Genomic DNA, 24843 nt, shown 5'->3' with positions numbered 1-24843 from the left:
TCGGAAAAATTTTTTATCCACGACGTTGTAGGAGATGTAATGAAAAAAGTAGCGAAAGATTTAGTGGTGAGCCTGGCTTATAAAGTGAGAACAGAAGATGATGTATTAGTTGATGAGTCGTTGGACACTGCGCCACTTGATTATTTGCATGGTCGTGGTTCTTTGATTTCAGGTTTAGAAAAGGCACTCGAAGGACGCAGTGTCGGTGAACATTTCGATATTGAAATCCAAGCTGATGACGCTTATGGTCAATATGATGAGAATTTAGTTCAACGTGTACCAAAAGATGTTTTTGTTGGTGTTGATGAGTTACAAGTTGGTATGCGTTTCTTAGCTGATACCGATATGGGCTCAGTACCGGTAGAAATTACCGGTATTGAAGGTGATGAGGTTATCGTTGATGGTAATCACATGTTAGCTGGTCAGAATTTAAAATTTAATGTTAAAATTATCGCGATCCGGGAAGCTACTGAAGAAGAATTAGCGCACGGCCATGTTCATAGTGAGGATGGTCGTGAGGGTGGTTGCTGTAATGGTGAGCATCATGGTGATAAAGGGTGTTCTCATGGACATGGTGGTTGTGGTTGTCATTAAGTTGGCATAATAATCACCTAGACTGAAATAAATCAGCGAGAAAATAGGCTCGCTGATTTTTTGATTGCTTAATAGTGTGGTGGTGGAGTTTCTTCATTAATTGGCGCTAATGGTGATGATTGTGTGGCTTTTAATCGTTCAGTAACCAGTTGCATATGTTCTTTTAATTTAACCATTTCAAGTTGTTGTTCGACAACCACTTGATTAAGCGCTTCAATAGTGATCTCTTGAAAAGATAATTTACTTTCCAAATCTTCTAATCTTTCTTCATATTTTTTAAGTAAATCCACTTGAACCTCCTGTCGGGAGTGAAATACATAGATTGGATATTCGATATAATGCCTACTGATAAAGCCTTAGAGAAGTTTTTTCTATTATGATTTAGCTGGTAACTTCTTTTTATTGGCCTGGTTTAACTATATTTAATCCCTTAACTTATTGTATTATCTCGCAGTTGATTAGCTAATACACTTTACTATGACTGATTAGGAATAATAAACATAATTGGAGAATTGAATGAAATCATTATTTAAAACAACTCTTTTAGTGACGTCTTTGTCTATGTTGCTAAATACCTCGCAAGTATTCGCTGCTGATGCAAATAAGAAATTTGATAATGAAGATCAGCGTAGCGCTTATGCATTAGGGGCTTCGCTGGGTCGTTACATGGATAATTCTTTAATGCAGCAAAAATCTATCGGTATTAATCTTGATAGGCAACAGCTTTTAGCTGGCGTACAGGATGCGTTTATTAATAAAAGTAAACTTAATGATCAAGAAATAGAAACAACCTTAAAAGCACTTGAAAAAAGAATACAAACTGCAGCCCAGCTAAAAATGGAAGAAGAGAGTAAAAAGAATGATAAATTGGGTGATGATTATCGAGCTAAATATCTTAAAGAAGAGAAAAGTGCAGTAAAAACAAAAAGTGGATTAATTTATAAAATTGAAAAACCAGGCCAAGGAGCAAAACCAACAGATAAAGATACTGTCGTGGTAAATTACGAAGGTCGTTTAATTGATGGCTCAGTATTTGACAGTTCTTATAAGCGTAATGAACCGTTAACAATTGCGCTTGATTCAGTGATCCCTGGTTGGACCGAAGGTTTGCAACAATTGAAAAAAGGCGGCAAAATTCAACTTATTATTCCACCAGAATTAGGTTACGGAAAATCTGCAGCAGCGGCAATTCCAGCAAATTCAACTTTGATCTTTAATGTTGAGTTATTAGATATCAAACCGGCTAAGAAATAATTGAGAGACAAAAGAGGCAGAGTTAAACTCTGCCTTTGGCTTTCTTATATATCAAGGATAGTCGAGATTTATTTATATTAATTTATGATGAGTGGCAATATAAATGCGGTAATAGAAATTGCGCATTATCAATAAATACATCGAATATAATTTAAAGTATTTTTATAAATGTTAATATTATTCAATTTACTTAATGTATTATTAGCAGGTTTTTTTGTGATTTTTGTCTAAATTAAATGATTAAGTTACTTTTTTGTTTATGTCCTGTGAGGCAGGCCAAAGGTCTGACACGAGATCCCTTGACGATCGGTCTTTGTGGTTTTAACGTCTTAGATTCTTTTTACCGTAAGTTTAGCGTATTGATGATTGCTAAATAAATTGCACATTAATAATAAGATCGGTGTTTACTCACATAATCGTTTAATAAAGTTTCGTCAATATGTAGAGGATGGAGTCTGAATGTCTAACCTATTATATTCTAATGATAGCTGTGATAATGATTTACTGGATGATCAACCGTTTGATGGTGTTGATTACGCGATTTTGACATCTTATGAATCGATGGTTGACGGTTTGGCTATGTTAATTGGTGGGCATTGTGAAATTGTTCTTCATTCACTTGAAGATTTAAAATGTTCAGCGGTCAGAATAGCTAATGGTGAACATACAGGCCGTAAGATTGGTTCACCAATTACCGATTTAGCTTTACGTATGCTACATGATATGACCGATATTGATTCCAGTGTATCGAAAGCTTATTTTACGCGCGCAAAAAGTGGCGCCTTAATGAAATCAGTCACTATTGCTATCCGTAATCCCAAACGGCGAGTTATTGGTTTACTTTGTATTAATATGAATTTAGATATGCCATTTTCTGAGATAGTCAAAACATTTGTGCCGGAAAAAAACCATGAAGTTGCTTCCAACGTTAATTTTGCCTCTTGTGTTGATGATCTTGTTGCTCAGGCATTGGAATTTACCATAGAAGAAGTTAATGCTGATCGCAATGTGCCAAATAATATGAAAAACAGACAAGTCGTGCTCAATTTATATGAAAAAGGAATTTTTGATATTAAAGATGCGATTAATCAGGTTGCTGATCGTTTGAATATTTCTAAGCACACTGTTTATCTCTATATACGGCAGTTTAAAAGTGGTGAGTAAATAAATGGGGGCTTCTACTTTAAATAAGCCTTTGACTTATTGTCTATTAGTGACAGAGCCTGCTTATGGAACTCAGCAGGCCACTAATGCTTGGCAATTCGCGAATGCTTTGGTTATGGAAGGACATATACTAAAAACCGTTTTTTTCTATCAAGAAGGTGTTTATAACGGTAATCAATTAATTTCACCAGCTAGTGATGAATTTAATTTACTTATAGGATGGAAAACATTAGCACAGCAGACAGGATGTCAATTGAATGTCTGCGTTGCTGCTGCATTGCGACGGGGTATTATTGATGAAACTGAAGCCAAAAATAGTCACTTACCTGGTGCTAATCTGGATGAAGATTTTGTATTGAGCGGGTTAGGTAGTTTGGCTGAGGCCATGCTTGTCTGTGATCGCACAGTTCAATTTTGAGATAAATATGAAAAAAATAGCATTTGTATTTATGAAAATACCTCATGGAACTTCAAGTAGTCGTGAAGGATTAGATGCTTTGCTCGCCGCTTCTGCATTAACTGAAAAGATTGGTGTTTTCTTTATTTCTGATGGTGTTTGCCAATTACTGGTCAAACAAAATCCGAGTAAAATCCTGGCGCGTGATTACATTTCAACCTATAAATTACTGCCATTATATGATATTAATGCTTGCTATATTTGTCAGGAAGATCTTGAAGCAAGGGGATTCTCTGCTGACAGTAGCTTTATCCTACCGGCAACAGTTATTCCTGCTGACAGGCTTAGACGTAACTTAGCAGATTATGATGTAATTCTGACTTTCTAGTTAAACAGAAGACTAACATGCTATATACCATTTCTACTTCCCCTTATTATAGTGACTTTGATTCACTAATTAGCTTATTAACGGAACAGGATGAGGTATTATTATTACAGGATGGGGTTTTGCTGGGACATAAAGTCTCATCGGGTAATGAAGATAATAATTTTTTAATGCAATTAAAAGATAAAGGGATTCAAGTTTTTGCTTTACAAAATGATGTAGAAGCCAGGGGATTAATGCCATATATGTCATCTTATGTCCGTCAGATATCTTATGTTGATTTTGTGCAATTAACGGTAAAACATCCACAATATTTTGCTTGGTAATGGATGATCCTTTGTATATTTCTTGACACCTGCCTCTGTCAGCAATAAAATTTCGCGTCCTCGTGTTTTATCATGGCGATAAGCGAGGAGAATATCCGTGTTTACGAAGCAAAAACCAGGAGCTTTTTTAATGGCAACAATTAATCAGCTGGTTCGCAAACCACGTAGCTCGAAAGTTGTGAAAAGCAACGTTCCTGCACTGGAAGCTTGCCCGCAAAAACGTGGTGTATGTACTCGCGTATATACTACTACCCCTAAAAAACCTAACTCAGCATTGCGTAAAGTATGCCGTGTTCGTTTAACTAATGGTTATGAAGTGTCTTCTTACATTGGTGGTGAAGGCCATAACTTGCAGGAACACTCAGTAATCTTGATTCGTGGTGGTCGTGTTAAAGACTTACCCGGTGTGCGTTATCACACTGTCCGCGGTGCACTGGACTGTTCTGGTGTAAAAGATCGCAAACAAGGTCGTTCTAAATACGGCTCTAAGAGGCCGAAGGCTTAATGGTTCTCCGTTAAGTAAGGCCAAACATTTAATTTTTTAATGTCAAAACAAACTCATAGAGTTTTGGACAACCCTGAATTTAAAAACGGAGTATATCCATGCCACGTCGTCGTGTAATTGGTCAACGTAAAATTCTACCAGATCCAAAGTTTGGATCAGAATTATTGGCTAAATTTATTAATATTTTGATGGTAGATGGTAAAAAATCTACTGCAGAAGCAATTGTATATAGTGCGCTTGAGGCCCTGGCTCAACGTGCTGGAAAAGATCATTTAGAAGCCTTTGAAATAGCTCTGGACAATGTTCGTCCAACAGTGGAAGTTAAATCACGCCGTGTTGGTGGTTCAACTTACCAGGTTCCTGTTGAAGTTCGTCCTGTCCGTCGTAATGCATTAGCAATGCGTTGGATTGTTGAAGCTGCTCGTAAACGCGGTGATAAATCGATGGCTTTGCGCTTAGCAAACGAATTATCTGATGCGGCTGAAAATAAAGGCACTGCTGTTAAAAAACGTGAAGATGTTCATCGTATGGCAGAAGCTAACAAGGCGTTTGCACACTATCGTTGGTAGCATTCGCTAGTTATGTTTCGTAAGGGTAACATGGTGTTACCCTTGTACGAATTGAACGGTCACGAGAGAGGAAAAAATGGCTCGTAAAACTCCCATTACGCGTTATCGCAACATCGGTATTAGTGCCCATATTGATGCTGGTAAGACCACAACAACTGAACGTATCCTATTTTATACTGGCGTGAGCCATAAAATTGGTGAAGTTCATGATGGCGCAGCAACGATGGACTGGATGGAGCAGGAGCAAGAGCGTGGTATTACTATCACTTCAGCTGCAACTACTGCTTTCTGGTCTGGTATGGGTAAACAGTTTGACGAACACCGCATCAACATCATTGACACACCAGGACACGTTGACTTCACTATTGAAGTAGAACGTTCTATGCGTGTTCTTGATGGTGCGGTAATGGTTTATTGTGCAGTTGGTGGTGTTCAACCACAATCTGAAACAGTTTGGCGTCAGGCAAATAAGTATCAAGTACCCCGTATCGCATTTGTTAATAAAATGGATCGTATGGGTGCTAATTTCTTGCGTGTTGTTGAACAGATTGAGTCACGTCTGGCAGCAATACCAGTTCCACTTCAGTTACCTATTGGCGCTGAAGAATCATTCACTGGTGTTATCGATTTAGTTAAAATGAAAGCAATCCAGTGGAATGATAGTGATCAAGGCGTCACTTTCGGTTATGAAGATATTCCAGCAAACTTACAAGCTCAAGCTGAAGAGTGGCATGGTAAGCTGATTGAAGCTGCGGCTGAAGCATCAGATGAGTTGATGGAAAAATATTTTGGTGGCGAAGAGCTGTCTGAAGAAGAGATCAAACAAGCATTGCGTAAGCGCGTATTGAATAATGAAATTATTTTGGTTACGTGCGGTTCAGCCTTTAAAAATAAAGGCGTACAAGCAATGCTGGATGCGGTTATTGAATATTTACCCGCACCTACTGATATTCCGGCAATTAATGGTGTTTTAACCGATGGTAAAAATACACCAGCAGAACGCCATGCAAGTGATGATGAGCCTTTTTCAGCATTAGCATTCAAAATTGCAACTGACCCATTTGTTGGTAATTTGACTTTCTTCCGGGTTTACTCTGGTGTAGTTAATTCAGGTGATACCGTTCTTAACCCAGTTAAAGATAAAAAAGAGCGTTTTGGTCGTATCGTTCAGATGCATGCTAATAAACGTGAAGAAATTAAAGAAGTCCGAGCGGGTGACATTGCTGCCGCTATCGGCCTCAAAGATGTGACTACCGGTGATACGCTATGTGCTATGGATGCGCCAATTATTTTGGAGCGTATGGAATTTCCACAGCCTGTTATCTCGGTTGCTATTGAACCTAAAACTAAAGCTGACCAAGAAAAAATGGGTATTGCTTTAGGTCGTTTGGCTCAAGAAGATCCATCCTTCCGCGTGTCAACAGATGAAGAATCTGGTCAGACAATTATTGCTGGTATGGGTGAGTTGCATCTGGAAGTATTGGTTGACCGTATGCGTCGTGAATTTAAAGTTGAAGCGAACGTTGGTAAACCACAAGTAGCATACCGTGAGACTATTCGTAAGTCTGTTGAGCAGGAAGGTAAGTTTGTTCGTCAGTCTGGTGGTCGTGGTCAATTTGGTCATGTATGGATACGCGTTGAACCTTTGGAAGCAGGCCATGAAATTGGTTATGAATTCCACAACGAAATCGTTGGTGGCGTTGTACCTAAAGAGTACATACCTGCGGTGGATAAAGGCGTTCAAGAACAGATGAAAAATGGTGTTCTGGCGGGCTACCCCATTGTTGATGTCAAAGTGGCATTGTATGATGGTTCCTATCATGAGGTTGATTCCTCGGAAATGGCATTCAAAATTGCAGGTTCTATGGCTTTCAAAGAAGGTTTCATGAAAGCAGGTCCAGTTTTACTGGAGCCAATCATGAAAGTTGAAGTTGAAACGCCTGAAGACTATATGGGTGACGTAATTGGTGACCTGAACCGTCGTCGTGGTATGATTGAAGGTATGGAAGATACAGCAACTGGTAAGACAGTTCGTGCTCAAGTACCATTATCAGAAATGTTTGGTTATGCCACAGATCTGCGTTCACAAACTCAAGGTCGTGCTTCTTACTCAATGGAATTTTTGAAGTACAATGAAGCACCAACCAATGTTGCTCAAGCAATTATTGAAGCTCGTAAAGCTAAGTAATTGGCTTTCGGTTTAACTATTTAATCTGGTTCTCTCCTATTGTTTGAGAGAACTCTATAAGGAATAGAGTCGTGTCTAAAGAAAAATTTGAACGTAAAAAACCGCACGTTAACGTTGGTACAATCGGCCACGTTGACCATGGTAAAACAACTTTAACTGCAGCAATCACCACCGTATTAGCGAAAACTTATGGCGGTAGTGCACGTGCATTTGATCAAATTGATAATGCACCGGAAGAAAAAGCGCGCGGTATCACAATTTCTACCTCTCACGTAGAATATGATACGCCAACCCGCCATTATGCCCACGTTGATTGCCCAGGCCACGCAGATTATGTAAAAAACATGATCACCGGTGCGGCACAAATGGACGGCGCGATTTTAGTGGTTGCGGCAACAGATGGTCCAATGCCACAAACACGTGAGCATATCCTATTAGGTCGCCAGGTAGGAGTTCCTTACATCATCGTTTTCCTGAACAAATGTGATATGGTAGATGATGAAGAGCTGCTGGAATTGGTTGAAATGGAAGTGCGTGAGCTTCTTTCTCAGTATGATTTCCCAGGAGACGACACGCCGGTAATCAAAGGTTCAGCGTTGAAGGCGTTGGAAGGCGTTGCTGAGTGGGAAGAGAAAATTCTAGAGTTAGCGAAAGCATTAGATGACTACATCCCAGAGCCAGAGCGTGCGATAGATAAACCGTTCTTGTTGCCAATCGAAGACGTATTTTCAATCTCAGGCCGTGGAACCGTAGTAACAGGCCGTGTAGAGCGTGGTGTAGTTAAGGTTGGTGAAGAAGTTGAAATCGTCGGAATTAAAGAGACGACCAAAACGACGTGTACGGGCGTAGAAATGTTCCGCAAACTGCTGGACGAAGGTCGTGCAGGTGAGAACGTAGGTGTATTATTACGTGGTACCAAGCGTGAAGATGTAGAGCGTGGTCAAGTATTAGCAAAACCAGGTTCAATTAATCCGCATACTCAATTTGAATCAGAAGTATATATTTTGAGCAAAGATGAGGGCGGTCGCCACACGCCATTCTTTAAAGGTTACCGTCCACAGTTTTATTTTAGAACGACGGATGTAACGGGCACAATCGAGTTGCCAGAAGGCGTAGAGATGGTAATGCCAGGTGATAATATCAACATGAAAGTGACGTTGATAGCGCCAATCGCGATGGATGAAGGATTGCGTTTTGCGATCCGTGAAGGTGGCCGTACAGTCGGTGCCGGTGTCGTTGCTAAAATTATTGCTTGATTTGATATTGAATTTGAAAAAAGAGGCGAAAGCCTCTTTTTTTATGATTGCTGTAAAATTATTACCGATAATCTAATTTTTGAGTATATAATTCAAACTAATATTGAAATGAAAATCATTATCATTTAATATTGCTGGTGAGATTTTAACTGGTCGGTATTAAAAATGTACGTCTGTCTATGTAATCGAATTAGTGATAAAACAATAAAAACTTTAGTTCGCAATAATCACATAACATCTATTAGTGGATTAAAGAAGTGTGTATCTATTAGTAGCCATTGTGGAAAATGCTTGCCTCAAGCAACTCAGCTAATTCAAAATGAGCAAATAAATTTATCTGTTGTTACTGATATTGACGCAGTACAATGAATTAATAGAATAAATTTAAATGCTATCAAAGAACCTCTCTATTTTTAATTAATCAATTACTCTTCGCTTTTCAATAAAAATATTTTTCTATTCTGTTTGTCTAATAATTTCTATCTACACTTTAGATACTGGAAGTGGAGGATAAAAAATGAAAGGCGATAAAAGAATGATCACCCATTTAAATACATTATTGGGTAATGAGCTTGTTGCAATCAATCAATATTTTTTACATGCCCGTATGTTTAAAAATTGGGGTTTATTACGTCTTAATAATATTGAATATGAAGAATCTATTGATGAGATGAAACATGCTGATAAATATATAGAAAGGATCCTCTTTCTTGAAGGTATACCAAATTTGCAGGATTTAGGTAAATTAAATATTGGTGAGAATGTTGAAGAAATGCTTAAATCAGATTTATTGCTTGAATTGGAAGGGGCGAGAGATTTGCGTTCAGCAATTGCTTATGCGGATTCAGTTAGTGATTATGTTAGTCGCGATTTAATGATTGAAATACTAACGGATGAAGAAAAACATATTGATTGGATAGAAACGCAATTGGTTTTGATAGCAAACATAGGCCTAAAAAATTACCTACAATCTCAGCTGGGTGAAGAGGCATGATTTAATTGGTATTTATTGATTAAGATTTTAACAAATATTATTGCATAAGATTTTTATAAATAAATTTTATGCAATTTTTTTATCTACGGCTTGCTCTTATCCTGAAATTACGTATAATGCACGGGCTCTTTAATTCAAGAGCCTGGCCGTAAAGGCTAGTAAGCAGTAAAACTGCGTTAAAAAACAATACCTCCGATTTGGAGGTTATTATGAGAACGATTACACTCCCCTATCAATCGAAATGGGTGCGAGGAGTAATTTTTTACGTTTATAAATAGTTGGAGCTCTGGTCTCATGCAGAACCAAAGAATCCGTATCCGCCTGAAAGCCTTTGATCATCGTTTAATTGATCAATCAACTGCGGAAATCGTTGAAACTGCTAAGCGCACTGGCGCTCAAGTACGTGGTCCGATCCCGTTACCTACACGTAAAGAACGTTTTACCGTTCTGATTTCGCCGCATGTTAATAAAGATGCACGTGATCAGTACGAAATTCGTACTCATAAGCGTCTGGTTGACATCGTTGAGCCAACTGAGAAAACCGTTGATGCTCTGATGCGTCTGGATCTGGCTGCCGGTGTAGATGTGCAGATCAGCCTGGGTTAATCAGGTCGTTGCGCGATTGAGAGGTTGAAACAATGATTGGTTTAGTCGGGAAGAAAATAGGAATGACACGTATCTTCACTGAAGATGGTGTTTCTATTCCTGTAACTGTTATCGAAATTGAAAATAACCGAGTGACTCAGGTTAAGAGCCTGGAAACAGATGGTTATAATGCAATTCAGGTTACTACTGGTAGCAAAAAAGCAAACCGTGTAAAGAAACCTGAAGCTGGGCATTTTGCTAAAGCTGGTGTTGAAGCTGGCCGTATCCTACGTGAATTTCGTTTGAGTGAAAACGAAGAGTTTACTGTAGGTCAAAGCATTAGTGTTGAAATTTTTGCTGACGTCAAGAAAGTCGACGTTACTGGTACCTCCAAAGGTAAGGGTTTTGCTGGTACGGTTAAACGCTGGAATTTTCGCACTCAGGACGCTACTCATGGTAACTCCTTGTCACAACGTGTTCCGGGTTCTATTGGGCAAAACCAAACTCCGGGTAAGGTATTTAAAGGCAAGAAAATGGCAGGCCAATTGGGTAATGAACGTGTAACTGTTCAAAGTCTGGATGTAGTACGCGTTGACGCTGAACGTAATCTGCTGTTGGTCAAGGGTGCTGTTCCAGGTGCAACTGGTAGCAACCTGATTGTAAAACCAGCTGTTAAGGCGTAACGTCGAGGAGATAGGAATGGAATTGGTAATGAAAGACGCGCAAAGCGCGCTGACTGTTTCCGAAACTACCTTCGGGCGTGATTTCAATGAAGCGCTTGTGCATCAAGTAGTTGTTGCGTATGCAGCTGGTGCTCGTCAAGGTACTCGTGCTCAGAAAACTCGTGCTGAGGTTTCAGGTTCTGGTAAAAAGCCATGGCGTCAAAAAGGTACTGGTCGTGCACGTGCTGGTTCAGTTAAGAGCCCAATTTGGCGCTCTGGTGGTGTCACTTTCGCAGCGAGACCACAGGACCACAGTCAAAAAGTAAATAAAAAGATGTACCGCGGTGCTTTGAAAAGCATCTTGTCTGAATTGGTACGTCAGGATCGTCTAATTGTTGTCGAGAAATTTGCACTGGAAGCGCCGAAAACTAAGCTTCTGGTACAAAAATTAAAGGAAATGGCGCTGGATGACGTATTGATCGTCACGAATGAGGTTGATGAAAACTTGTTTTTAGCAGCCCGTAACTTATATAAAGTTGATGTTCGCGATGCAATCGGTATCGATCCTGTTAGCCTAATTGCCTTCGACAAAGTAGTTATGACTGCTGATGCTGTGAAGCAAATTGAGGAGATGCTAGCATGATCCGTGAAGAACGTCTGCTAAAAGTACTACGTGCGCCGCATGTCTCTGAAAAAGCTTCTACAGCGATGGAAAAAAGTAACACCATCGTGCTTAAAGTAGCGAAAGATGCGACCAAAGCAGAGATTAAGGCTGCCGTACAGAAACTGTTCGAAGTTGAAGTCAAAGGTGTAAATACTTTACTAGTTAAAGGCAAAACCAAACGCCACGGTCAGCGAATTGGTCGTCGTAGCGACTGGAAAAAAGCTTACGTCACTCTGAAAGAAGGCCAGAATCTGGACTTCATCGGTGGTGCAGAGTAAGTCGGAGGAGTAAAGAACAATGGCAGTTGTTAAATGTAAACCTACGTCCCCGGGCCGTCGCCACGTAGTTAAAGTGGTTAACCCTGAGCTGCATAAGGGTAAACCTTATGCTCCGTTGCTAGAAAAAAGCAACAAAACCGGTGGACGTAACAATAATGGCCGTATTACTACGCGTCATATTGGTGGTGGTCACAAACAGCATTATCGTCTAATTGACTTTAAACGCAATAAAGATGGTATTGCTGCTACTGTTGAGCGTCTGGAATATGATCCAAATCGTTCGGCGAATATTGCATTAGTTCTCTATAAAGATGGAGAACGTCGCTATATTCTGGCACCAAAAGGCTTAAAAGCCGGAGACCAAATTCAGTCTGGTGCAGATGCAGCAATTAAAGCAGGTAATGCTTTACCTATGCGTAATATTCCTGTCGGTTCAACGGTTCATAATGTTGAGCTTAAACCGGGTAAAGGTGGTCAGCTGGCGCGTTCAGCCGGTGCTTATGTGCAAATCGTTGCACGTGATGGTAGTTATGTAACTATCCGTTTACGTTCTGGCGAAATGCGTAAAGTACTTTCTGAGTGCCGTGCGACATTAGGTGAAGTTGGTAATGCGGAGCATATGCTGCGTGTTCTGGGTAAAGCTGGTGCTAGCCGCTGGCGTGGAATTCGCCCTACCGTTCGTGGTACAGCGATGAACCCAGTAGACCATCCACATGGTGGTGGTGAAGGTCGTAACTTTGGTAAACACCCAGTAACACCTTGGGGCGTTCAAACCAAAGGTAAAAAGACCCGTAGCAATAAGCGTACTGATAAATATATCGTACGTCACCGTTCTAAAAAATAATTAGAGGATAAACCATGCCACGTTCTCTCAAGAAAGGTCCTTTTATTGACCTGCACTTGCTGAAGAAGGTAGAGAAAGCGGTGGAAAGCGGAGACAAAAAGCCTCTCAAGACTTGGTCCCGTCGTTCAACGATCTTTCCTAACATGATCGGTTTGACCATCGCTATCCATAATGGTCGTCAGCATGTTCCAGTTTTTGTTACCGACGAAATGGTTGGTCATAAATTGGGTGAATTCGCGCCGACCCGTACTTATCGCGGCCATGCGGCCGATAAAAAGGCCAAGAAACGTTAAGGTAGGAGGAAGAGATGGAAACTATCGCTATGCATCGCCACGCTCGTTCTTCTGCTCAGAAGGTTCGTTTAGTGGCTGATCTGATTCGCGGTAAGAAAGTGTCGCAAGCTCTAGAAATTCTGAACTATACCAACAAGAAAGCTGCTGGTTTAGTGAAGAAAGTACTTGAGTCTGCTATCGCTAACGCCGAGCACAACGATGGTGCTGATATTGATGACTTGAAAGTAACGAAAATTTTCGTTAACGAAGGTCCAACTATGAAACGCATCATGCCTCGCGCGAAAGGCCGTGCAGATCGTATTTTGAAGCGCACCAGCCACATTACTGTGGTTGTGTCCGATCGCTGAGACTCTGGAGACTAGCAATGGGTCAGAAAGTACATCCTAATGGTATTCGCCTGGGTATTGTCAAACCTTGGAACTCTACTTGGTATGCGAATACAAAAGAATTCGCTGACAACCTAGACAGCGATTTTAAAGTACGCCAGTATCTGAATAAAGAACTGGCAAAGGCATCTATTTCACGTATCGTTATCGAACGTCCTGCGAAGAGCATCCGTGTAACTATTCACACTGCTCGTCCTGGTATCGTTATCGGTAAAAAAGGTGAAGATGTCGAGAAACTGCGTAAAACAGTAGCAGATATTGCTGGTGTCCCTGCGCAAATCAATATTGCTGAAGTACGTAAGCCTGAACTGGATGCTAAATTAGTTGCTGATAGTATCGCTTCACAGCTGGAACGTCGTGTTATGTTCCGTCGAGCTATGAAACGAGCGGTACAGAATGCTATGCGTCTAGGTGCAAAAGGCATAAAAGTGGAAGTCAGTGGTCGTTTAGGCGGAGCTGAAATTGCACGTACTGAGTGGTATCGTGAAGGCCGTGTGCCATTGCACACCTTGCGTGCTGATATCGATTATAACACTGCAGAAGCGCACACCACTTATGGGGTACTCGGCGTTAAAGTATGGATCTTCAAAGGTGAGATTCTGGGTGGTATGGCTGCTGTTGAACAGGTAGAGAAACCTACAGTTCAACCTAAAAAGCAGCAGCGTAAAGGCCGCAAGGAGAGTCGCTGATGTTACAACCAAAGCGTACGAAATTCCGTAAAATGCATAAAGGCCGCAATCGTGGTCTGGCTGCAGGTACGGATGTTAGCTTCGGCACTTTCGGTCTGAAGGCAGTGGGTCGTGGACGTCTGACTGCACGTCAGATTGAAGCGGCACGTCGTGCCATGACCCGTGCAGTTAAGCGTCAGGGTAAAATCTGGATTCGTGTGTTTCCAGATAAACCTATTACTGAAAAGCCACTTGAAGTGCGTATGGGTAAAGGTAAAGGTAACGTAGAGTATTGGGTTGCCTTGATCCAACCTGGTAAAGTTCTTTATGAAATGGACGGTGTTCCAGAAGAGCTAGCTCGTGAAGCATTCAAGTTGGCAGCAGCAAAACTGCCTATCAAAACCACCTTTGTAACTAAGACGGTGATGTAATGAAAGCAAAAGAGCTGCGCGAAAAAAGCGTTGAAGAGTTGAACACTGAACTGCTTAACCTGCTACGTGAGCAATTTAACTTGAGTATGCAGGCAGCAAGTGGACAGCTGCAACAGTCTCACCTGTTGAAACAAGTACGTCGTGATATTGCACGCGTTAAGACTTTATTGACTGAAAAGGCGGGTGCGTAATGAGCGATAAAATCCGTACTTTGCAAGGTCGTGTAACTAGCGATAAGATGGAGAAATCTATTGTCGTTGCTATTGAGCGTATGGTAAAACATCCTTTATATGGTAAGTTTATCCGTCGTACGACCAAATTGCATGTACATGACGAGAACAATGAATGTGGTATCGGTGATCTAGTGGAAATCCGTGAAACCCGCCCACTGTCCAAAACAAAGTCATGGACACTTGTTCGCGTTGTAGAAAAAGCTGTTCTGTAATAGGATAGCCATTTGATAATAGAATAAGCGGCTCTTAATAAAGCGGCCGTTTATTTTTTCTGTCCATATTGATGTTGTGGTGTTATAATGCTGCGCCCTCATGTATGGGTAATTGTACTGCCTCTTCAATTTATATAAGAAGCGGCTTAGTTGTAGTTGACATTTAGCGGAGCACTAAAATGATCCAAGAACAGACTATGCTGAACGTAGCCGACAACTCCGGCGCACGTCGCGTAATGTGTATCAAGGTTCTAGGTGGCTCGCACCGTCGCTACGCAGATGTAGGTGCTATCATCAAAATTACTGTTAAAGAAGCAATTCCACGCGGTAAAGTGAAAAAAGGTGATGTCCTGAAAGCGGTAGTGGTGCGCACCAAGAAGGGTGTTCGTCGCCCTGACGGTTCTGTCATTCGCTTCGATGGCAATGCTTGTGTGTTGTTAAACAATACAAGTGAGCAAGTTATCGGTACGCGTATTTTTGGGCCGGTAACTCGTGAACTTCGTACTGAGAAGTTTATGAAAATTATCTCTCTGGCACCAGAAGTACTCTAAGGAGCGTGCACAATGGCAGCGAAAATCCGTCATGATGACGAAGTTATCGTGTTAGCTGGTAAAGATAAAGGCAAACGCGGTAAAGTAAAACAGGTTCTTTCTTCTGGTAAAGTCATTGTTGAAGGGATTAATCTGGTTAAGAAACATCAGAAGCCTGTTCCGGCTCTGAGTCAACCAGGTGGCATCGTCGAAAAAGAAACAGCAATTGATGTTTCTAACGTTGCAATCTTTAATGTGACAACCGGCAAGGCTGACCGAGTAGGTTTTAGAATTGAAGATGGCAAAAAAGTGCGTTTCTTCAAATCTAACAGTGAAACTATTAAGTAATTTTTGGAGTATACGATGGCGAAACTGCATGATTACTACAAAGACGAGGTAGTCCAAAAGCTGATGACTCAGTTTGGCTACAATTCTGTCATGCAAGTCCCTCGGGTCGAGAAGATCACCCTGAACATGGGTGTTGGTGAAGCTGTTGCCGATAAAAAGCTGCTTGATAATGCAGCTGCTGATTTAGCGGCAATAACAGGGCAAAAACCATTTATCACCAAAGCGCGCAAATCTGTTGCAGGCTTCAAAATCCGTCAGGGCTATCCAATCGGCTGTAAAGTGACCTTGCGTGGCGAACGTATGTGGGAATTCTTTGAGCGTCTGATTTTTATTGCTGTACCACGTATCCGTGATTTCCGTGGTTTATCCACTAAATCATTTGATGGTCGCGGTAACTACAGCATGGGTGTACGTGAACAAATCATCTTTCCTGAAATCGATTATGATAAAGTGGATCGTGTACGTGGTTTAGATATTACTATCACCACTAGTGCGAAATTAGATGATGAAGGTCTTGCACTGTTGATGGCGTTTAACTTTCCGTTCCGTAAGTAAGGCAGGGTATTCATGGCTAAACAATCAATGAAAGCGCGTGATGTAAAACGTGCAAAATTAGCTGAAAAATTCTTTGCAAAGCGCACAGAATTGAAAGCTATTATTTCTGATGTGAATACATCTGATGAAGATCGTTGGAATGCTGTTCTTAAGCTGCAAACGCTACCACGTGATTCCAGCCCTTCTCGTCGGCGTAACCGCTGTCGTCAAACTGGGCGTCCGCATGGTTTTCTGCGGAAATTTGGTCTAAGCCGTATTAAAGTCCGTGAATCCGCTATGCGCGGTGAAATCCCGGGTCTTAAAAAGGCTAGCTGGTAATTATCACCAATTGAATCACGGGAGTAAAGACAGATGAGCATGCAAGATCCCATCGCGGATATGCTAACCCGTATCCGTAACGGTCAGGCCGCTAATAAAGCTGCGGTCAACATGCCTTCCGCTAAGCTAAAAGTAGCGATTGCTACAGTGCTTAAGGAAGAAGGTTATATCGAAGATTATAAAATTGAAGGCGACATCAAGCCAACATTGGAAATTACATTGAAATATTTCCAAGGTAAGGCTGTTGTAGAAAGCATTCAGCGTGTAAGCCGCCCAAGTTTGCGCATCTATAAGAAAAAAGATGAGCTACCACAGGTTATGGCTGGTTTAGGCATTGCGATTATTTCTACTTCTAAAGGTGTCATGACTGATCGTGCAGCTCGCCAAGCAGGTTTAGGTGGCGAAATTCTCTGCTACGTAGCTTAATTCGGGAGGAAAGAATGTCTCGTGTGGCAAAAGCACCTGTCGTCATTCCTGCCGGCGTAGAAGTCAAACTTGACGGTCAGGATATAGCGATTAAAGGTAAAAATGGCGAGCTTACTCGTACAATCCATAAAGCTGTTGAAGTCAAACATGCTGATAATCAATTAACGTTTGCAGCTCGTGAAGGTTTTGCTGATGCATGGGCACAAGCGGGTACGACGCGTTCTTTATTGAATGCAATGGTTATTGGTGTTACCGAAGGCTTCACTAAGAAACTTCAGCTGGTTGGTGTCGGTTATCGTGCAGCTATTAAAGGCAATACTGTAAGTTTGTCCTTAGGTTTCTCTCATCCGGTAGAGCATGAACTGCCAGCAGGTATTACTGCAAAATGTCCTTCACAGACTGAAATTGTGTTGGAAGGAGCAGATAAACAGGCAATTGGCCAAGTTGCAGCAGAATTGCGTGCTTACCGTCGTCCTGAACCTTATAAAGGTAAAGGTGTTCGTTACGCCGATGAAATCGTGCGTACTAAAGAGGCTAAGAAGAAGTAAGGTAACACTATGGATAAGAAAGTAGCTCGTATCCGTCGTGCGACCCGCGCACGCCGCAAACTACATGAACTGGGTGCAACGCGCTTGGTGGTACACCGTACCCCTCGACATATTTATGCGCAGGTTATTGCACCAAACGGTTCTGAAACTTTGGTGGTTGCTTCTACTACAGAAAAAACTATCAATGAGCAAGTAAAGTACACAGGAAACAAAGAAGCAGCAGCAGCAGTTGGTAAATTAATTGCTGAGCGCGCGTTGGAAAAAGGCATCAAAGAAGTTGCTTTTGACCGTTCTGGTTTCCAATATCATGGTCGAGTCCAGGCACTGGCAGATGCTGCCCGTGAAGCTGGCCTTCAGTTCTAAGGTAGAGGTGTAAGATGGCTCACATCGAGAAACAAGCTGGCGAACTGCAGGAAAAGCTGATCGCGGTAAATCGTGTAGCAAAAACCGTTAAAGGTGGCCGTATTTTTAGTTTTACAGCACTAACTGTCGTTGGTGATGGTAACGGTCGTGTTGGTTTTGGCTACGGTAAGGCACGCGAAGTTCCGGCAGCAATCCAGAAAGCGATGGAAAAAGCCCGTCGCAATATGAAAAACGTCGCTCTCAATAATGGTACTTTGTATCATCCTGTAAAAGGTGCTCACACAGGTTCTCGTGTGTTTATGCAACCTGCTTATGAAGGTACGGGTATCATCGCAGGCGGTGCAATGCGTGCTGTTTTGGAAGTCGCGGGTGTTCATAACGTACTGGCTAAAACCTATGGTTCCACGAACCCAATTAATGTTGTTCGTGCAACGCTGGATGCTTTAGACAGTATGAAGTCTCCAGAAATGGTCGCAGCTAAGCGTGGTAAATCCGTCGAAGAAATTCTGGGGTAATGGACCATGGCTAAGACTATTAAAATTACACAATTTCGCAGTACTATTGGTCGTTTGCCAAAACATAAGGCAACCATGATCGGTTTAGGTCTGCGTCGTATCGGTCATACTGTAGAACGTGAAGATACACCAGCGGTCCGCGGCATGATCAATTTGGTTTCCTACATGGTTAAAGTTGAGGAGTAACAGATGCGCTTAAATACTCTGTCTCCAGCTGAAGGTGCTAAACATGCACCTAAACGCGTAGGTCGCGGTATTGGTTCCGGTTTAGGTAAAACTGGCGGACGTGGTCATAAAGGTCAGAAGTCTCGTTCTGGCGGTGGCGTACGTCGTGGTTTTGAAGGCGGTCAGATGCCTCTATATCGTCGTTTACCAAAATTTGGTTTTACTTCACGTAAAGCAATGATTACTGCAGAAGTTCGTTTGTCAGACTTTGCTAAAGTTGAAGGCGATGTCATTGATCTGAATACGCTGAAAGCTGCTAATATAGTTGGCATTCAAATAGAATATGCGAAAGTTATTCTTTCTGGTGAAGTTAATCGTCCAGTAACTGTACGTGGTCTTCGTGTAACAAAAGGTGCACGGACTGCAATTGAAGCGGCTGGCGGTAAAATCGAGGAATAAGTTACAGATGGCGAAGCAACCAGGTTTAGATTTTCAAAGTGCTAAAGGTGGCATAGGCGAACTTAAACGCAGGCTTTTGTTTGTTATTGGGGCGCTGATTGTTTTCCGTATTGGTTCTTTTATTCCTATTCCTGGTATTGATGCCACTGTGCTTGCCAAATTGCTTGAACAGCAAAGAGGCACCATCATTGAAATGTTTAATATGTTCTCTGGTGGTGCACTTAGTCGTGCTTCTATCTTTGCATTGGGAATTATGCCGTATATTTCGGCATCGATTATTGTCCAATTACTGACTGTAGTTAATCCACGTCTAGCAGAGATTAAGAAGGAAGGGGAAGCCGGTCGCCGTAAGATTAGTCAATATACGCGTTATGGTACTTTGGTATTAGCGATATTCCAATCTATTGGTATTGCGACAGGTTTACCAAATATGGCTGGAATGCAAGGGTTGGTAATTAATCCTGGTTTTCCGTTTTATTTCACGGCCGTTGTTAGTTTAGTGACAGGAACAATGTTTCTGATGTGGCTAGGCGAACAAATTACTGAAAGAGGTATTGGAAACGGTATCTCTATCATTATCTTTGCAGGTATAGTTGCGGGGCTCCCGCCGGCCATCGGCCATACCATTGAGCAAGCTCGGCAAGGCGATTTGCACTTCCTCCTGTTGTTGTTGATTGCAGTTTTAGTATTTGCTGTGACTTATTTTGTTGTCTTTATGGAACGTGGTCAGCGCCGCATAGTGGTTAACTACGCAAAACGTCAACAAGGTCGTCGCATTTATGCTGCACAAAGCACACATTTACCATTAAAGGTAAATATGGCAGGTGTTATTCCTGCAATTTTTGCTTCCAGTATTATACTGTTCCCAGGTACAATAGCTTCCTGGTTTGGTGATGGAACAGGTTGGGGTTGGCTGACAGCTATTTCAATGTATTTGCAGCCAGGACAACCGCTTTATGTGTTACTTTATGCATCTGCAATCATCTTCTTCTGTTTCTTTTATACGGCATTAGTTTTTAATCCGCGAGAGACAGCAGATAACCTGAAGAAGTCCGGTGCATTTGTACCAGGAATTCGTCCGGGAGAGCAAACGGCCAAGTATATTGACAAAGTAATGACACGCCTAACATTAGTAGGTGCATTGTATATTACTTTTATTTGCTTAATCCCGGAGTTCATGCGTGACGCAATGAAAGTTCCATTCTATTTTGGTGGTACTTCACTTCTAATTGTCGTCGTCGTTATTATGGACTTTATGGCTCAAGTGCAAACTCTTATGATGTCCAGTCAATATGAGTCTGCATTGAAAAAGGCAAATCTTAAAGGCAAATAATTGTCTTTAAATTAATTTGCTTAGGAAGTTACGGAGAGTAAAAATGAAAGTTCGTGCTTCAGTCAAGAAATTATGCCGTAACTGTAAAATCATTAGACGTGAAGGTATTGTTCGTGTGATTTGCAGCGTTGAACCAAGACATAAACAACGTCAAGGTTAAGAAAAAGCATTTTTTTCTTGCAAAGTTGGGTTGAGCTGGCTAAATTAGCCAGCGAAACTTTTTATCTAAAAAAATGTATAGCTGTTTGAGTATCCTGAAAGCGGGCTTTTCAGCACAGTTATGCAGTATTTAACTTTAGGAGTGCATAGTGGCCCGTATAGCAGGCATTAACATTCCTGATCAACATACCGTAATCGCATTAACATCGATTTACGGCATCGGCAAAACTCGCTCACAGTCAATCTGTGCAGCAACTGGTATTGCTGAGCATGTTAAGATCAGTGAGCTGTCTGAAGAGCAAATCGACAAGTTACGTGACGAAGTTGCTAAATACATTGTTGAAGGTGATTTGCGTCGTGAAGTTACCCTAAGCATCAAGCGCTTAATGGATCTTGGTTGTTATCGTGGTTTACGTCACCGCCGTGGTCTTCCTGTGCGTGGTCAACGTACTAAGACTAATGCGCGTACCCGTAAGGGCCCGCGTAAGCCGATCAAGAAATAGTCGGGGTATTAAATAATGGCAAAAGCACCTATTCGTGCACGTAAGCGTGTAAGAAAACAAGTTTCAGACGGTGTGGCTCATATCCATGCTTCTTTTAACAACACAATTGTTACCATTACTGATCGTCAAGGTAATGCATTGGGTTGGGCAACCGCAGGTGGTTCTGGTTTTCGTGGTTCTCGTAAGTCTACTCCGTTTGCCGCTCAAGTTGCAGCAGAACGTTGTGCTGAGGCAGTGAAAGAGTACGGAATCAAAAACTTAGAAGTTATGGTTAAAGGACCTGGTCCTGGCCGTGAGTCAACTATCCGTGCGTTAAATGCGGCTGGTTTCCGCATTACTAACATTACTGATGTGACTCCGATCCCTCATAACGGTTGTCGTCCACCGAAGAAACGTCGTGTTTAATTACGTTGCGTTTTTAGGATTGTTGGAGAAAGAAAATGGCTAGATATTTGGGTCCTAAGCTCAAGCTGAGCCGTCGCGAGGGTACAGATCTTTTTCTTAAGTCTGGCGTTCGCGCGATTGACACCAAGTGTAAATTAGAACAGGCACCAGGACAGCATGGCGCACGTAAACCGCGTCTATCTGATTATGGTGTTCAGTTACGTGAGAAACAAAAAGTTCGTCGTATTTACGGTGTTCTAGAACGTCAATTCCGTAACTATTATAAAGAAGCAACACGGTTGAAAGGTAATACGGGTGAAAATTTGCTCAATTTGCTTGAAGGTCGTTTAGACAATACTGTTTATCGTATGGGCTTTGGCGCAACACGCGCGGAAGCACGTCAGATGGTTAGCCATAAAGCTATCATGGTAAATGGTCAAGTCGTTAATATTGCTTCTTATCAGGTTTCCCCGAATGACGTTATCAGCGTTCGTGAAAAAGCAAAAAAACAGTCTCGTATTAAGGCTGCTTTAGAACTTGCTGAACAGCGTGAGAAGCCAAATTGGCTGGAGGTTGATGCGGTTAAGATGGAAGGTGTGTTCAAACGTATTCCTGAACGTACTGATCTGTCTGCTGACATTAACGAACACCTGATCGTCGAGCTTTACTCTAAGTAAAGCTTAGTACCAAAGAGAGGACACAATGCAGGGTTCTGTGACAGAGTTTCTTAAACCGCGCCTGGTTGATATCGAGCAAATTAGTTCGACGCACGCTAAGGTAACCCTTGAACCGTTAGAACGTGGCTTTGGCCATACTCTTGGTAACGCACTACGCCGTATTTTGCTTTCGTCTATGCCGGGTTGTGCTGTGACCGAGGTTAAAATTGATGGTGTACTGCATGAGTACAGCACTAAAGAAGGTGTGCAGGAAGATATCCTGGAGATTCTCCTTAACCTGAAAGGGCTGGCGGTAAAAGTTCACGGTAAAGATGAAGTTATTCTGACCTTGAATAAATCTGGAATTGGCCCTGTGACTGCCGCCGATATCACCCCTAATGATGATATCGAAATCGTCAAGCCGCAACATGTTATCTGCCATCTAACTGATGAAAGCGCTGCTATTAATATGCGTATTAAAGTACAGCGTGGTCGTGGATATGTGCCGGCTTCTGCCCGTATTCATTCGGAAGAAGATGAGCGCCCAATCGGTCGTTTATTAGTTGATGCATGCTATAGCCCTGTAGAGCGTATTGCCTACAATGTTGAAGCGACGCGTGTAGAACAACGCACTGATTTGGATAAGCTGGTTATCGAGATGGAAACTAACGGCACAATCGATCCAGAAGAGGCGATTCGTCGAGCAGCAACTATCTTGGCTGAACAACTCGAAGCTTTCGTTGATTTACGCGATGTTGCTAAGGTTGAAGTTAAAGATGAGAAGCCAGAGTTTGATCCGATTCTGCTGCGCGCAGTTGACGATCTGGAATTGACTGTCCGCTCTGCTAACTGTTTAAAAGCAGAAGCTATCCACTACATCGGTGATTTGGTTCAGCGCACTGAAGTTGAGTTGCTTAAAACGCCTAATCTTGGTAAAAAATCACTTACTGAAATTAAGGATGTTTTGGCATCAAGAGGTTTATCGCTAGGCATGCGTCTAGAAAATTGGCCTCCAGCAAGTATTGCTGATGAATGAGATCACAGGTTAAGGTTTTACTGAGAAGGATAAGGTCATGCGCCATCGTAAGAGTGGTCGTCAATTGAACCGCAATAGTAGCCATCGCCAAGCTATGTTTCGTAACATGGCTGGCTCTTTAGTTCGTCATGAGATTATCAAGACAACTTTACCAAAGGCGAAAGAGTTGCGCCGTGTCGTTGAGCCACTGATTACTCTTGCCAAGACCGACAGCGTAGCTAATCGTCGTCTGGCATTTGCCCGTACTCGTGATAATGAGATCGTGGCAAAATTATTTAATGAACTTGGACCGCGTTTCGCGACCCGTGCAGGTGGTTATACTCGTATTATGAAGTGTGGCTTCCGTGCAGGTGACAATGCGCCGATGGCTTACATCGAGCTTGTTGATCGTACTGTTGAGTCTCAAGCAGAAGTAACTGCAGAATAAATTTGCAATTACATAAAAAACCGGGATTAATTCCGGTTTTTTATTATCTAAAAATTAACTTTTTGTCATTTCATAGTTTGCTATCATAGTGGATAATATTTATACATATATAAGAGGTGGTTATGTATCATATAGGTAAATTAGCTAAGTTAGCAGATGTTACAACCGATACAATTCGTTTCTATGAAAAACAAGGGCTAATGGAACGTCCTAATCGTACAGAAAGTGGTTATCGTCTTTATAGCAAAAAAGATTTACAACGTTTACGTTTTATTCGTTATGCTAAGCAGTTAGGCTTTACTTTGGAATCTATTTCAGAATTATTGTCTATTCGCATTGATCCTGCCCATCATACTTGCCAGGAGTCGAAAAATATTGTAGATGCTCGCTTGCAGGAGATTGAAATTAAAATTATAGAGATGGAGAGAATGAGAAATTCATTAAAAATGCTTAGTGCGGCTTGTTGTGGTAGTAAACATGTTAGTACTGGATGTTCAATTTTAGAGATCCTTGAACAAGGCGCCAGTAAACATTAAATGATATGTCCGTTTTGGATGAAATAAAATTTTATAGATGTTTATTTAAAAAGTCATTGATATTGGAGAATTTGGTATGGCAAATTATCAGCATAAACGAGGCCTTATAAAGAAGAGTGCAGTAGAGGCGATACTGTATGATCCTCTATTTAGGCAACGAATTGAAAAAAATAAAAAAGGAAAAGGGAGTTATCGAAGAAAAATGAAACATAGTAAAGAGCAAACGAGTGGGTTAGTAATGCTTAATTTTAAAAATTTATTATTACTAACCCACTAGTTTTGATTATTTTTGTTTTTTTAATAAATCACGAATTTCTGTTAATAATGTGACTTCTTTAGTTGGTGGTGCTGCTGGAGCTTCTTCTTTTTCGCGACGCAATTTATTTATAAGTTTTATCGCAATAAAAATTGCTATAGCGATGATTAGAAAATCAAAAATATTTTGAATAAATACACCATATAATTCATAGTAACAGCAGGTATATTATCGTGGGCTTCCTTTAAGACAAGATGAAATTGCTTAAAATCAATACCGCCGATAAGTAATCCAAGGGGAGGCATAATAATATCTGCAACAAGAGAAGAAACAATTTTGCCAAATGCTGCACCAATAATAACACCCACAGCTAGATCAATAACGTTGCCTTTCATTGCAAATTCACGGAATTCTTTTAAAAAGCTCATAGTCCCCTCA

The 24843-nt window shown here is 41.4% G+C and carries 43 protein-coding genes and 1 pseudogene; 42 read left to right on the top strand and 2 right to left on the bottom strand.

The features are described 5' to 3' along the window. Window positions 1–39 precede the first annotated feature (39 nt). Window positions 40–594, top strand: a complete 555-nt coding sequence (gene slyD, locus WH390_RS13130; protein WP_032116375.1) for a peptidylprolyl isomerase — start codon at window positions 40–42, stop codon at window positions 592–594. 68 nt (window positions 595–662) lie between these two features. Here slyD and WH390_RS13125 read toward each other — a convergent pair whose 3' ends face one another. Next, window positions 663–884, bottom strand: coding sequence for a SlyX family protein (locus tag WH390_RS13125; RefSeq protein ID WP_032116376.1), 222 nt, complete (start codon window positions 882–884; stop codon window positions 663–665). Between the two features lie 226 nt (window positions 885–1110). Between WH390_RS13125 and fkpA the strand changes: the two genes are divergently transcribed. The 41 genes from fkpA to WH390_RS12920 all read left to right on the top strand — a co-directional run bounded on the left by fkpA (window position 1111) and on the right by WH390_RS12920 (window position 24426). Next, complete coding sequence (gene fkpA, locus WH390_RS13120; RefSeq protein WP_032116433.1) at window positions 1111–1848, top strand: FKBP-type peptidyl-prolyl cis-trans isomerase; 738 nt, start codon at window positions 1111–1113, stop codon at window positions 1846–1848. 459 nt (window positions 1849–2307) lie between these two features. Continuing rightward, window positions 2308–3012, top strand: coding sequence for a transcriptional regulator (locus tag WH390_RS13115; RefSeq protein WP_032116377.1), 705 nt, complete (start codon window positions 2308–2310; stop codon window positions 3010–3012). Between the two features lie 4 nt (window positions 3013–3016). After that, window positions 3017–3430, top strand: coding sequence for a sulfurtransferase complex subunit TusD (gene tusD, locus WH390_RS13110; protein ID WP_032116378.1), 414 nt, complete (start codon window positions 3017–3019; stop codon window positions 3428–3430). Window positions 3431–3437: 7 nt separating this feature from the next. After that, the gene (gene tusC / locus WH390_RS13105; protein WP_406850598.1) at window positions 3438–3797 is read left to right on the top strand and encodes a sulfurtransferase complex subunit TusC; all 360 of its coding nucleotides are present in this window, start codon (window positions 3438–3440) and stop codon (window positions 3795–3797) included. A gap of 17 nt (window positions 3798–3814) precedes the next feature. Further along, complete coding sequence (gene tusB / locus WH390_RS13100; protein ID WP_032116379.1) at window positions 3815–4120, top strand: sulfurtransferase complex subunit TusB; 306 nt, start codon at window positions 3815–3817, stop codon at window positions 4118–4120. A gap of 130 nt (window positions 4121–4250) precedes the next feature. Then, window positions 4251–4625, top strand: coding sequence for a 30S ribosomal protein S12 (gene rpsL, locus WH390_RS13095; RefSeq protein WP_032116435.1), 375 nt, complete (start codon window positions 4251–4253; stop codon window positions 4623–4625). Window positions 4626–4723: 98 nt separating this feature from the next. After that, the gene (gene rpsG, locus WH390_RS13090; protein WP_026822991.1) at window positions 4724–5194 is read left to right on the top strand and encodes a 30S ribosomal protein S7; all 471 of its coding nucleotides are present in this window, start codon (window positions 4724–4726) and stop codon (window positions 5192–5194) included. Between the two features lie 76 nt (window positions 5195–5270). Next, window positions 5271–7382, top strand: a complete 2112-nt coding sequence (fusA, locus tag WH390_RS13085; RefSeq protein ID WP_032116380.1) for an elongation factor G — start codon at window positions 5271–5273, stop codon at window positions 7380–7382. Window positions 7383–7453: 71 nt separating this feature from the next. Continuing rightward, window positions 7454–8638, top strand: a complete 1185-nt coding sequence (gene tuf, locus WH390_RS13080) for an elongation factor Tu (protein ID WP_032116381.1) — start codon at window positions 7454–7456, stop codon at window positions 8636–8638. 165 nt (window positions 8639–8803) lie between these two features. Beyond that, the gene (locus tag WH390_RS13075; RefSeq protein WP_072012875.1) at window positions 8804–9007 is read left to right on the top strand and encodes a (2Fe-2S)-binding protein; all 204 of its coding nucleotides are present in this window, start codon (window positions 8804–8806) and stop codon (window positions 9005–9007) included. Window positions 9008–9155: 148 nt separating this feature from the next. Beyond that, window positions 9156–9632, top strand: a complete 477-nt coding sequence (gene bfr, locus WH390_RS13070; RefSeq protein WP_032116382.1) for a bacterioferritin — start codon at window positions 9156–9158, stop codon at window positions 9630–9632. Between the two features lie 294 nt (window positions 9633–9926). Continuing rightward, the gene (rpsJ, locus tag WH390_RS13065) at window positions 9927–10238 is read left to right on the top strand and encodes a 30S ribosomal protein S10 (RefSeq protein ID WP_001181005.1); all 312 of its coding nucleotides are present in this window, start codon (window positions 9927–9929) and stop codon (window positions 10236–10238) included. A 32-nt stretch (window positions 10239–10270) separates the two neighbouring features. Further along, window positions 10271–10900 carry a 50S ribosomal protein L3 gene (gene rplC, locus WH390_RS13060; protein ID WP_032116383.1) on the top strand — a complete coding sequence of 210 codons (630 nt, stop codon included), beginning with the start codon at window positions 10271–10273 and terminating at the stop codon, window positions 10898–10900. Between the two features lie 16 nt (window positions 10901–10916). Beyond that, window positions 10917–11522: a 50S ribosomal protein L4 gene (gene rplD, locus WH390_RS13055; protein WP_026823179.1), complete on the top strand. Its 606-nt coding sequence runs from the start codon at window positions 10917–10919 to the stop codon at window positions 11520–11522. Next, complete coding sequence (rplW, locus tag WH390_RS13050) at window positions 11519–11821, top strand: 50S ribosomal protein L23 (protein ID WP_032116384.1); 303 nt, start codon at window positions 11519–11521, stop codon at window positions 11819–11821. Before rplD ends, rplW begins: the two co-directional genes overlap by 4 nt. A gap of 19 nt (window positions 11822–11840) precedes the next feature. Then, window positions 11841–12665 (top strand): 50S ribosomal protein L2, encoded by an 825-nt coding sequence (rplB, locus tag WH390_RS13045; RefSeq protein WP_032116385.1) that lies wholly within the window; start codon window positions 11841–11843, stop codon window positions 12663–12665. Between the two features lie 14 nt (window positions 12666–12679). Further along, a complete protein-coding gene (gene rpsS, locus WH390_RS13040; protein ID WP_032116386.1) occupies window positions 12680–12958 on the top strand; it encodes a 30S ribosomal protein S19 in 279 nt (92 codons plus the stop codon). A gap of 14 nt (window positions 12959–12972) precedes the next feature. Further along, window positions 12973–13305, top strand: a complete 333-nt coding sequence (gene rplV, locus WH390_RS13035; protein WP_026823175.1) for a 50S ribosomal protein L22 — start codon at window positions 12973–12975, stop codon at window positions 13303–13305. A gap of 17 nt (window positions 13306–13322) precedes the next feature. Beyond that, complete coding sequence (gene rpsC / locus WH390_RS13030) at window positions 13323–14033, top strand: 30S ribosomal protein S3 (protein WP_032116387.1); 711 nt, start codon at window positions 13323–13325, stop codon at window positions 14031–14033. Then, entirely contained in the window at window positions 14033–14443 is a 411-nt protein-coding gene (rplP, locus tag WH390_RS13025; protein WP_032116388.1) for a 50S ribosomal protein L16, read from the top strand. The genes rpsC and rplP overlap by 1 nt, the downstream gene beginning before the upstream one ends. Then, window positions 14443–14634, top strand: a complete 192-nt coding sequence (rpmC, locus tag WH390_RS13020; protein ID WP_026823172.1) for a 50S ribosomal protein L29 — start codon at window positions 14443–14445, stop codon at window positions 14632–14634. The genes rplP and rpmC overlap by 1 nt, the downstream gene beginning before the upstream one ends. Then, complete coding sequence (rpsQ, locus tag WH390_RS13015; protein ID WP_026823171.1) at window positions 14634–14888, top strand: 30S ribosomal protein S17; 255 nt, start codon at window positions 14634–14636, stop codon at window positions 14886–14888. The genes rpmC and rpsQ overlap by 1 nt, the downstream gene beginning before the upstream one ends. A 179-nt stretch (window positions 14889–15067) precedes the next feature. After that, on the top strand, window positions 15068–15439 hold the full coding sequence (gene rplN / locus WH390_RS13010) for a 50S ribosomal protein L14 (protein WP_032116389.1): 372 nt from the start codon (window positions 15068–15070) through the stop codon (window positions 15437–15439). 12 nt (window positions 15440–15451) lie between these two features. Beyond that, entirely contained in the window at window positions 15452–15766 is a 315-nt protein-coding gene (rplX, locus tag WH390_RS13005) for a 50S ribosomal protein L24 (RefSeq protein ID WP_032116390.1), read from the top strand. A gap of 15 nt (window positions 15767–15781) precedes the next feature. Beyond that, on the top strand, window positions 15782–16321 hold the full coding sequence (gene rplE, locus WH390_RS13000; RefSeq protein WP_032116391.1) for a 50S ribosomal protein L5: 540 nt from the start codon (window positions 15782–15784) through the stop codon (window positions 16319–16321). Between the two features lie 12 nt (window positions 16322–16333). Beyond that, complete coding sequence (gene rpsN, locus WH390_RS12995; RefSeq protein ID WP_026823167.1) at window positions 16334–16639, top strand: 30S ribosomal protein S14; 306 nt, start codon at window positions 16334–16336, stop codon at window positions 16637–16639. Window positions 16640–16672: 33 nt separating this feature from the next. Continuing rightward, window positions 16673–17065, top strand: coding sequence for a 30S ribosomal protein S8 (rpsH, locus tag WH390_RS12990; RefSeq protein ID WP_026823166.1), 393 nt, complete (start codon window positions 16673–16675; stop codon window positions 17063–17065). Window positions 17066–17079: 14 nt separating this feature from the next. After that, a complete protein-coding gene (rplF, locus tag WH390_RS12985; RefSeq protein WP_032116392.1) occupies window positions 17080–17613 on the top strand; it encodes a 50S ribosomal protein L6 in 534 nt (177 codons plus the stop codon). 9 nt (window positions 17614–17622) lie between these two features. Continuing rightward, complete coding sequence (gene rplR / locus WH390_RS12980; RefSeq protein ID WP_032116393.1) at window positions 17623–17976, top strand: 50S ribosomal protein L18; 354 nt, start codon at window positions 17623–17625, stop codon at window positions 17974–17976. A 14-nt stretch (window positions 17977–17990) separates the two neighbouring features. Continuing rightward, window positions 17991–18491: a 30S ribosomal protein S5 gene (gene rpsE, locus WH390_RS12975; protein WP_032116394.1), complete on the top strand. Its 501-nt coding sequence runs from the start codon at window positions 17991–17993 to the stop codon at window positions 18489–18491. Between the two features lie 6 nt (window positions 18492–18497). Next, the gene (gene rpmD / locus WH390_RS12970; protein ID WP_032116395.1) at window positions 18498–18677 is read left to right on the top strand and encodes a 50S ribosomal protein L30; all 180 of its coding nucleotides are present in this window, start codon (window positions 18498–18500) and stop codon (window positions 18675–18677) included. A gap of 3 nt (window positions 18678–18680) precedes the next feature. Beyond that, on the top strand, window positions 18681–19115 hold the full coding sequence (rplO, locus tag WH390_RS12965) for a 50S ribosomal protein L15 (protein ID WP_026823161.1): 435 nt from the start codon (window positions 18681–18683) through the stop codon (window positions 19113–19115). 7 nt (window positions 19116–19122) lie between these two features. Then, a complete protein-coding gene (gene secY, locus WH390_RS12960) occupies window positions 19123–20448 on the top strand; it encodes a preprotein translocase subunit SecY (protein WP_032116396.1) in 1326 nt (441 codons plus the stop codon). Between the two features lie 43 nt (window positions 20449–20491). After that, window positions 20492–20608, top strand: a complete 117-nt coding sequence (gene rpmJ, locus WH390_RS12955) for a 50S ribosomal protein L36 (RefSeq protein ID WP_032116397.1) — start codon at window positions 20492–20494, stop codon at window positions 20606–20608. Window positions 20609–20756: 148 nt separating this feature from the next. Beyond that, entirely contained in the window at window positions 20757–21110 is a 354-nt protein-coding gene (gene rpsM, locus WH390_RS12950) for a 30S ribosomal protein S13 (protein ID WP_032116398.1), read from the top strand. Window positions 21111–21125: 15 nt separating this feature from the next. Further along, window positions 21126–21515 carry a 30S ribosomal protein S11 gene (gene rpsK, locus WH390_RS12945; RefSeq protein WP_002919257.1) on the top strand — a complete coding sequence of 130 codons (390 nt, stop codon included), beginning with the start codon at window positions 21126–21128 and terminating at the stop codon, window positions 21513–21515. 35 nt (window positions 21516–21550) lie between these two features. Then, complete coding sequence (gene rpsD, locus WH390_RS12940) at window positions 21551–22171, top strand: 30S ribosomal protein S4 (protein WP_032116399.1); 621 nt, start codon at window positions 21551–21553, stop codon at window positions 22169–22171. 25 nt (window positions 22172–22196) lie between these two features. Then, window positions 22197–23186: a DNA-directed RNA polymerase subunit alpha gene (locus WH390_RS12935; protein ID WP_032116400.1), complete on the top strand. Its 990-nt coding sequence runs from the start codon at window positions 22197–22199 to the stop codon at window positions 23184–23186. Between the two features lie 37 nt (window positions 23187–23223). Continuing rightward, window positions 23224–23613, top strand: a complete 390-nt coding sequence (gene rplQ, locus WH390_RS12930; RefSeq protein ID WP_032116401.1) for a 50S ribosomal protein L17 — start codon at window positions 23224–23226, stop codon at window positions 23611–23613. 122 nt (window positions 23614–23735) lie between these two features. After that, window positions 23736–24149 carry a Zn(2+)-responsive transcriptional regulator gene (zntR, locus tag WH390_RS12925; protein WP_032116402.1) on the top strand — a complete coding sequence of 138 codons (414 nt, stop codon included), beginning with the start codon at window positions 23736–23738 and terminating at the stop codon, window positions 24147–24149. A gap of 76 nt (window positions 24150–24225) precedes the next feature. Next, window positions 24226–24426 carry an alternative ribosome-rescue factor A gene (locus tag WH390_RS12920; protein ID WP_032116403.1) on the top strand — a complete coding sequence of 67 codons (201 nt, stop codon included), beginning with the start codon at window positions 24226–24228 and terminating at the stop codon, window positions 24424–24426. Window positions 24427–24432: 6 nt separating this feature from the next. Here the strand turns inward: WH390_RS12920 and mscL are convergent. Continuing rightward, window positions 24433–24833 (bottom strand): annotated as a pseudogene (gene mscL / locus WH390_RS12915) (large-conductance mechanosensitive channel protein MscL). Window positions 24834–24843: the final 10 nt, after the last annotated feature.

It is taken from the genome of Candidatus Arsenophonus nilaparvatae (genome assembly GCF_045346035.1).
Taxonomy (GTDB): Bacteria; Pseudomonadota; Gammaproteobacteria; order Enterobacterales; family Enterobacteriaceae; genus Arsenophonus; species Arsenophonus nilaparvatae.
The sequence above is the reverse complement of the archived record's forward strand: the minus strand, read 5'-3'. Positions and strand labels throughout refer to the sequence as shown.

Bases quoted from the DNA above. Each gene is read 5' to 3' on its own strand.
- slyD (WP_032116375.1), top strand. From the start codon at position 40: ATGAAAAAAGTAGCGAAAGATTTAGTGGTGAGCCTGGCTTATAAAGTG.
- fkpA (WP_032116433.1), top strand. From the start codon at position 1,111: ATGAAATCATTATTTAAAACAACTCTTTTAGTGACGTCTTTGTCTATG.
- WH390_RS13115 (WP_032116377.1), top strand. From the start codon at position 2,308: ATGTCTAACCTATTATATTCTAATGATAGCTGTGATAATGATTTACTG.
- tusD (WP_032116378.1), top strand. From the start codon at position 3,017: ATGGGGGCTTCTACTTTAAATAAGCCTTTGACTTATTGTCTATTAGTG.
- tusC (WP_406850598.1), top strand. From the start codon at position 3,438: ATGAAAAAAATAGCATTTGTATTTATGAAAATACCTCATGGAACTTCA.
- tusB (WP_032116379.1), top strand. From the start codon at position 3,815: ATGCTATATACCATTTCTACTTCCCCTTATTATAGTGACTTTGATTCA.
- rpsL (WP_032116435.1), top strand. From the start codon at position 4,251: ATGGCAACAATTAATCAGCTGGTTCGCAAACCACGTAGCTCGAAAGTT.
- rpsG (WP_026822991.1), top strand. From the start codon at position 4,724: ATGCCACGTCGTCGTGTAATTGGTCAACGTAAAATTCTACCAGATCCA.
- fusA (WP_032116380.1), top strand. From the start codon at position 5,271: ATGGCTCGTAAAACTCCCATTACGCGTTATCGCAACATCGGTATTAGT.
- WH390_RS13075 (WP_072012875.1), top strand. From the start codon at position 8,804: ATGTACGTCTGTCTATGTAATCGAATTAGTGATAAAACAATAAAAACT.
- bfr (WP_032116382.1), top strand. From the start codon at position 9,156: ATGAAAGGCGATAAAAGAATGATCACCCATTTAAATACATTATTGGGT.
- rpsJ (WP_001181005.1), top strand. From the start codon at position 9,927: ATGCAGAACCAAAGAATCCGTATCCGCCTGAAAGCCTTTGATCATCGT.
- rplC (WP_032116383.1), top strand. From the start codon at position 10,271: ATGATTGGTTTAGTCGGGAAGAAAATAGGAATGACACGTATCTTCACT.
- rplD (WP_026823179.1), top strand. From the start codon at position 10,917: ATGGAATTGGTAATGAAAGACGCGCAAAGCGCGCTGACTGTTTCCGAA.
- rplW (WP_032116384.1), top strand. From the start codon at position 11,519: ATGATCCGTGAAGAACGTCTGCTAAAAGTACTACGTGCGCCGCATGTC.
- rplB (WP_032116385.1), top strand. From the start codon at position 11,841: ATGGCAGTTGTTAAATGTAAACCTACGTCCCCGGGCCGTCGCCACGTA.
- rpsS (WP_032116386.1), top strand. From the start codon at position 12,680: ATGCCACGTTCTCTCAAGAAAGGTCCTTTTATTGACCTGCACTTGCTG.
- rplV (WP_026823175.1), top strand. From the start codon at position 12,973: ATGGAAACTATCGCTATGCATCGCCACGCTCGTTCTTCTGCTCAGAAG.
- rpsC (WP_032116387.1), top strand. From the start codon at position 13,323: ATGGGTCAGAAAGTACATCCTAATGGTATTCGCCTGGGTATTGTCAAA.
- rplP (WP_032116388.1), top strand. From the start codon at position 14,033: ATGTTACAACCAAAGCGTACGAAATTCCGTAAAATGCATAAAGGCCGC.
- rpmC (WP_026823172.1), top strand. From the start codon at position 14,443: ATGAAAGCAAAAGAGCTGCGCGAAAAAAGCGTTGAAGAGTTGAACACT.
- rpsQ (WP_026823171.1), top strand. From the start codon at position 14,634: ATGAGCGATAAAATCCGTACTTTGCAAGGTCGTGTAACTAGCGATAAG.
- rplN (WP_032116389.1), top strand. From the start codon at position 15,068: ATGATCCAAGAACAGACTATGCTGAACGTAGCCGACAACTCCGGCGCA.
- rplX (WP_032116390.1), top strand. From the start codon at position 15,452: ATGGCAGCGAAAATCCGTCATGATGACGAAGTTATCGTGTTAGCTGGT.
- rplE (WP_032116391.1), top strand. From the start codon at position 15,782: ATGGCGAAACTGCATGATTACTACAAAGACGAGGTAGTCCAAAAGCTG.
- rpsN (WP_026823167.1), top strand. From the start codon at position 16,334: ATGGCTAAACAATCAATGAAAGCGCGTGATGTAAAACGTGCAAAATTA.
- rpsH (WP_026823166.1), top strand. From the start codon at position 16,673: ATGAGCATGCAAGATCCCATCGCGGATATGCTAACCCGTATCCGTAAC.
- rplF (WP_032116392.1), top strand. From the start codon at position 17,080: ATGTCTCGTGTGGCAAAAGCACCTGTCGTCATTCCTGCCGGCGTAGAA.
- rplR (WP_032116393.1), top strand. From the start codon at position 17,623: ATGGATAAGAAAGTAGCTCGTATCCGTCGTGCGACCCGCGCACGCCGC.
- rpsE (WP_032116394.1), top strand. From the start codon at position 17,991: ATGGCTCACATCGAGAAACAAGCTGGCGAACTGCAGGAAAAGCTGATC.
- rpmD (WP_032116395.1), top strand. From the start codon at position 18,498: ATGGCTAAGACTATTAAAATTACACAATTTCGCAGTACTATTGGTCGT.
- rplO (WP_026823161.1), top strand. From the start codon at position 18,681: ATGCGCTTAAATACTCTGTCTCCAGCTGAAGGTGCTAAACATGCACCT.
- secY (WP_032116396.1), top strand. From the start codon at position 19,123: ATGGCGAAGCAACCAGGTTTAGATTTTCAAAGTGCTAAAGGTGGCATA.
- rpmJ (WP_032116397.1), top strand. From the start codon at position 20,492: ATGAAAGTTCGTGCTTCAGTCAAGAAATTATGCCGTAACTGTAAAATC.
- rpsK (WP_002919257.1), top strand. From the start codon at position 21,126: ATGGCAAAAGCACCTATTCGTGCACGTAAGCGTGTAAGAAAACAAGTT.
- rpsD (WP_032116399.1), top strand. From the start codon at position 21,551: ATGGCTAGATATTTGGGTCCTAAGCTCAAGCTGAGCCGTCGCGAGGGT.
- WH390_RS12935 (WP_032116400.1), top strand. From the start codon at position 22,197: ATGCAGGGTTCTGTGACAGAGTTTCTTAAACCGCGCCTGGTTGATATC.
- rplQ (WP_032116401.1), top strand. From the start codon at position 23,224: ATGCGCCATCGTAAGAGTGGTCGTCAATTGAACCGCAATAGTAGCCAT.
- zntR (WP_032116402.1), top strand. From the start codon at position 23,736: ATGTATCATATAGGTAAATTAGCTAAGTTAGCAGATGTTACAACCGAT.
- WH390_RS12920 (WP_032116403.1), top strand. From the start codon at position 24,226: ATGGCAAATTATCAGCATAAACGAGGCCTTATAAAGAAGAGTGCAGTA.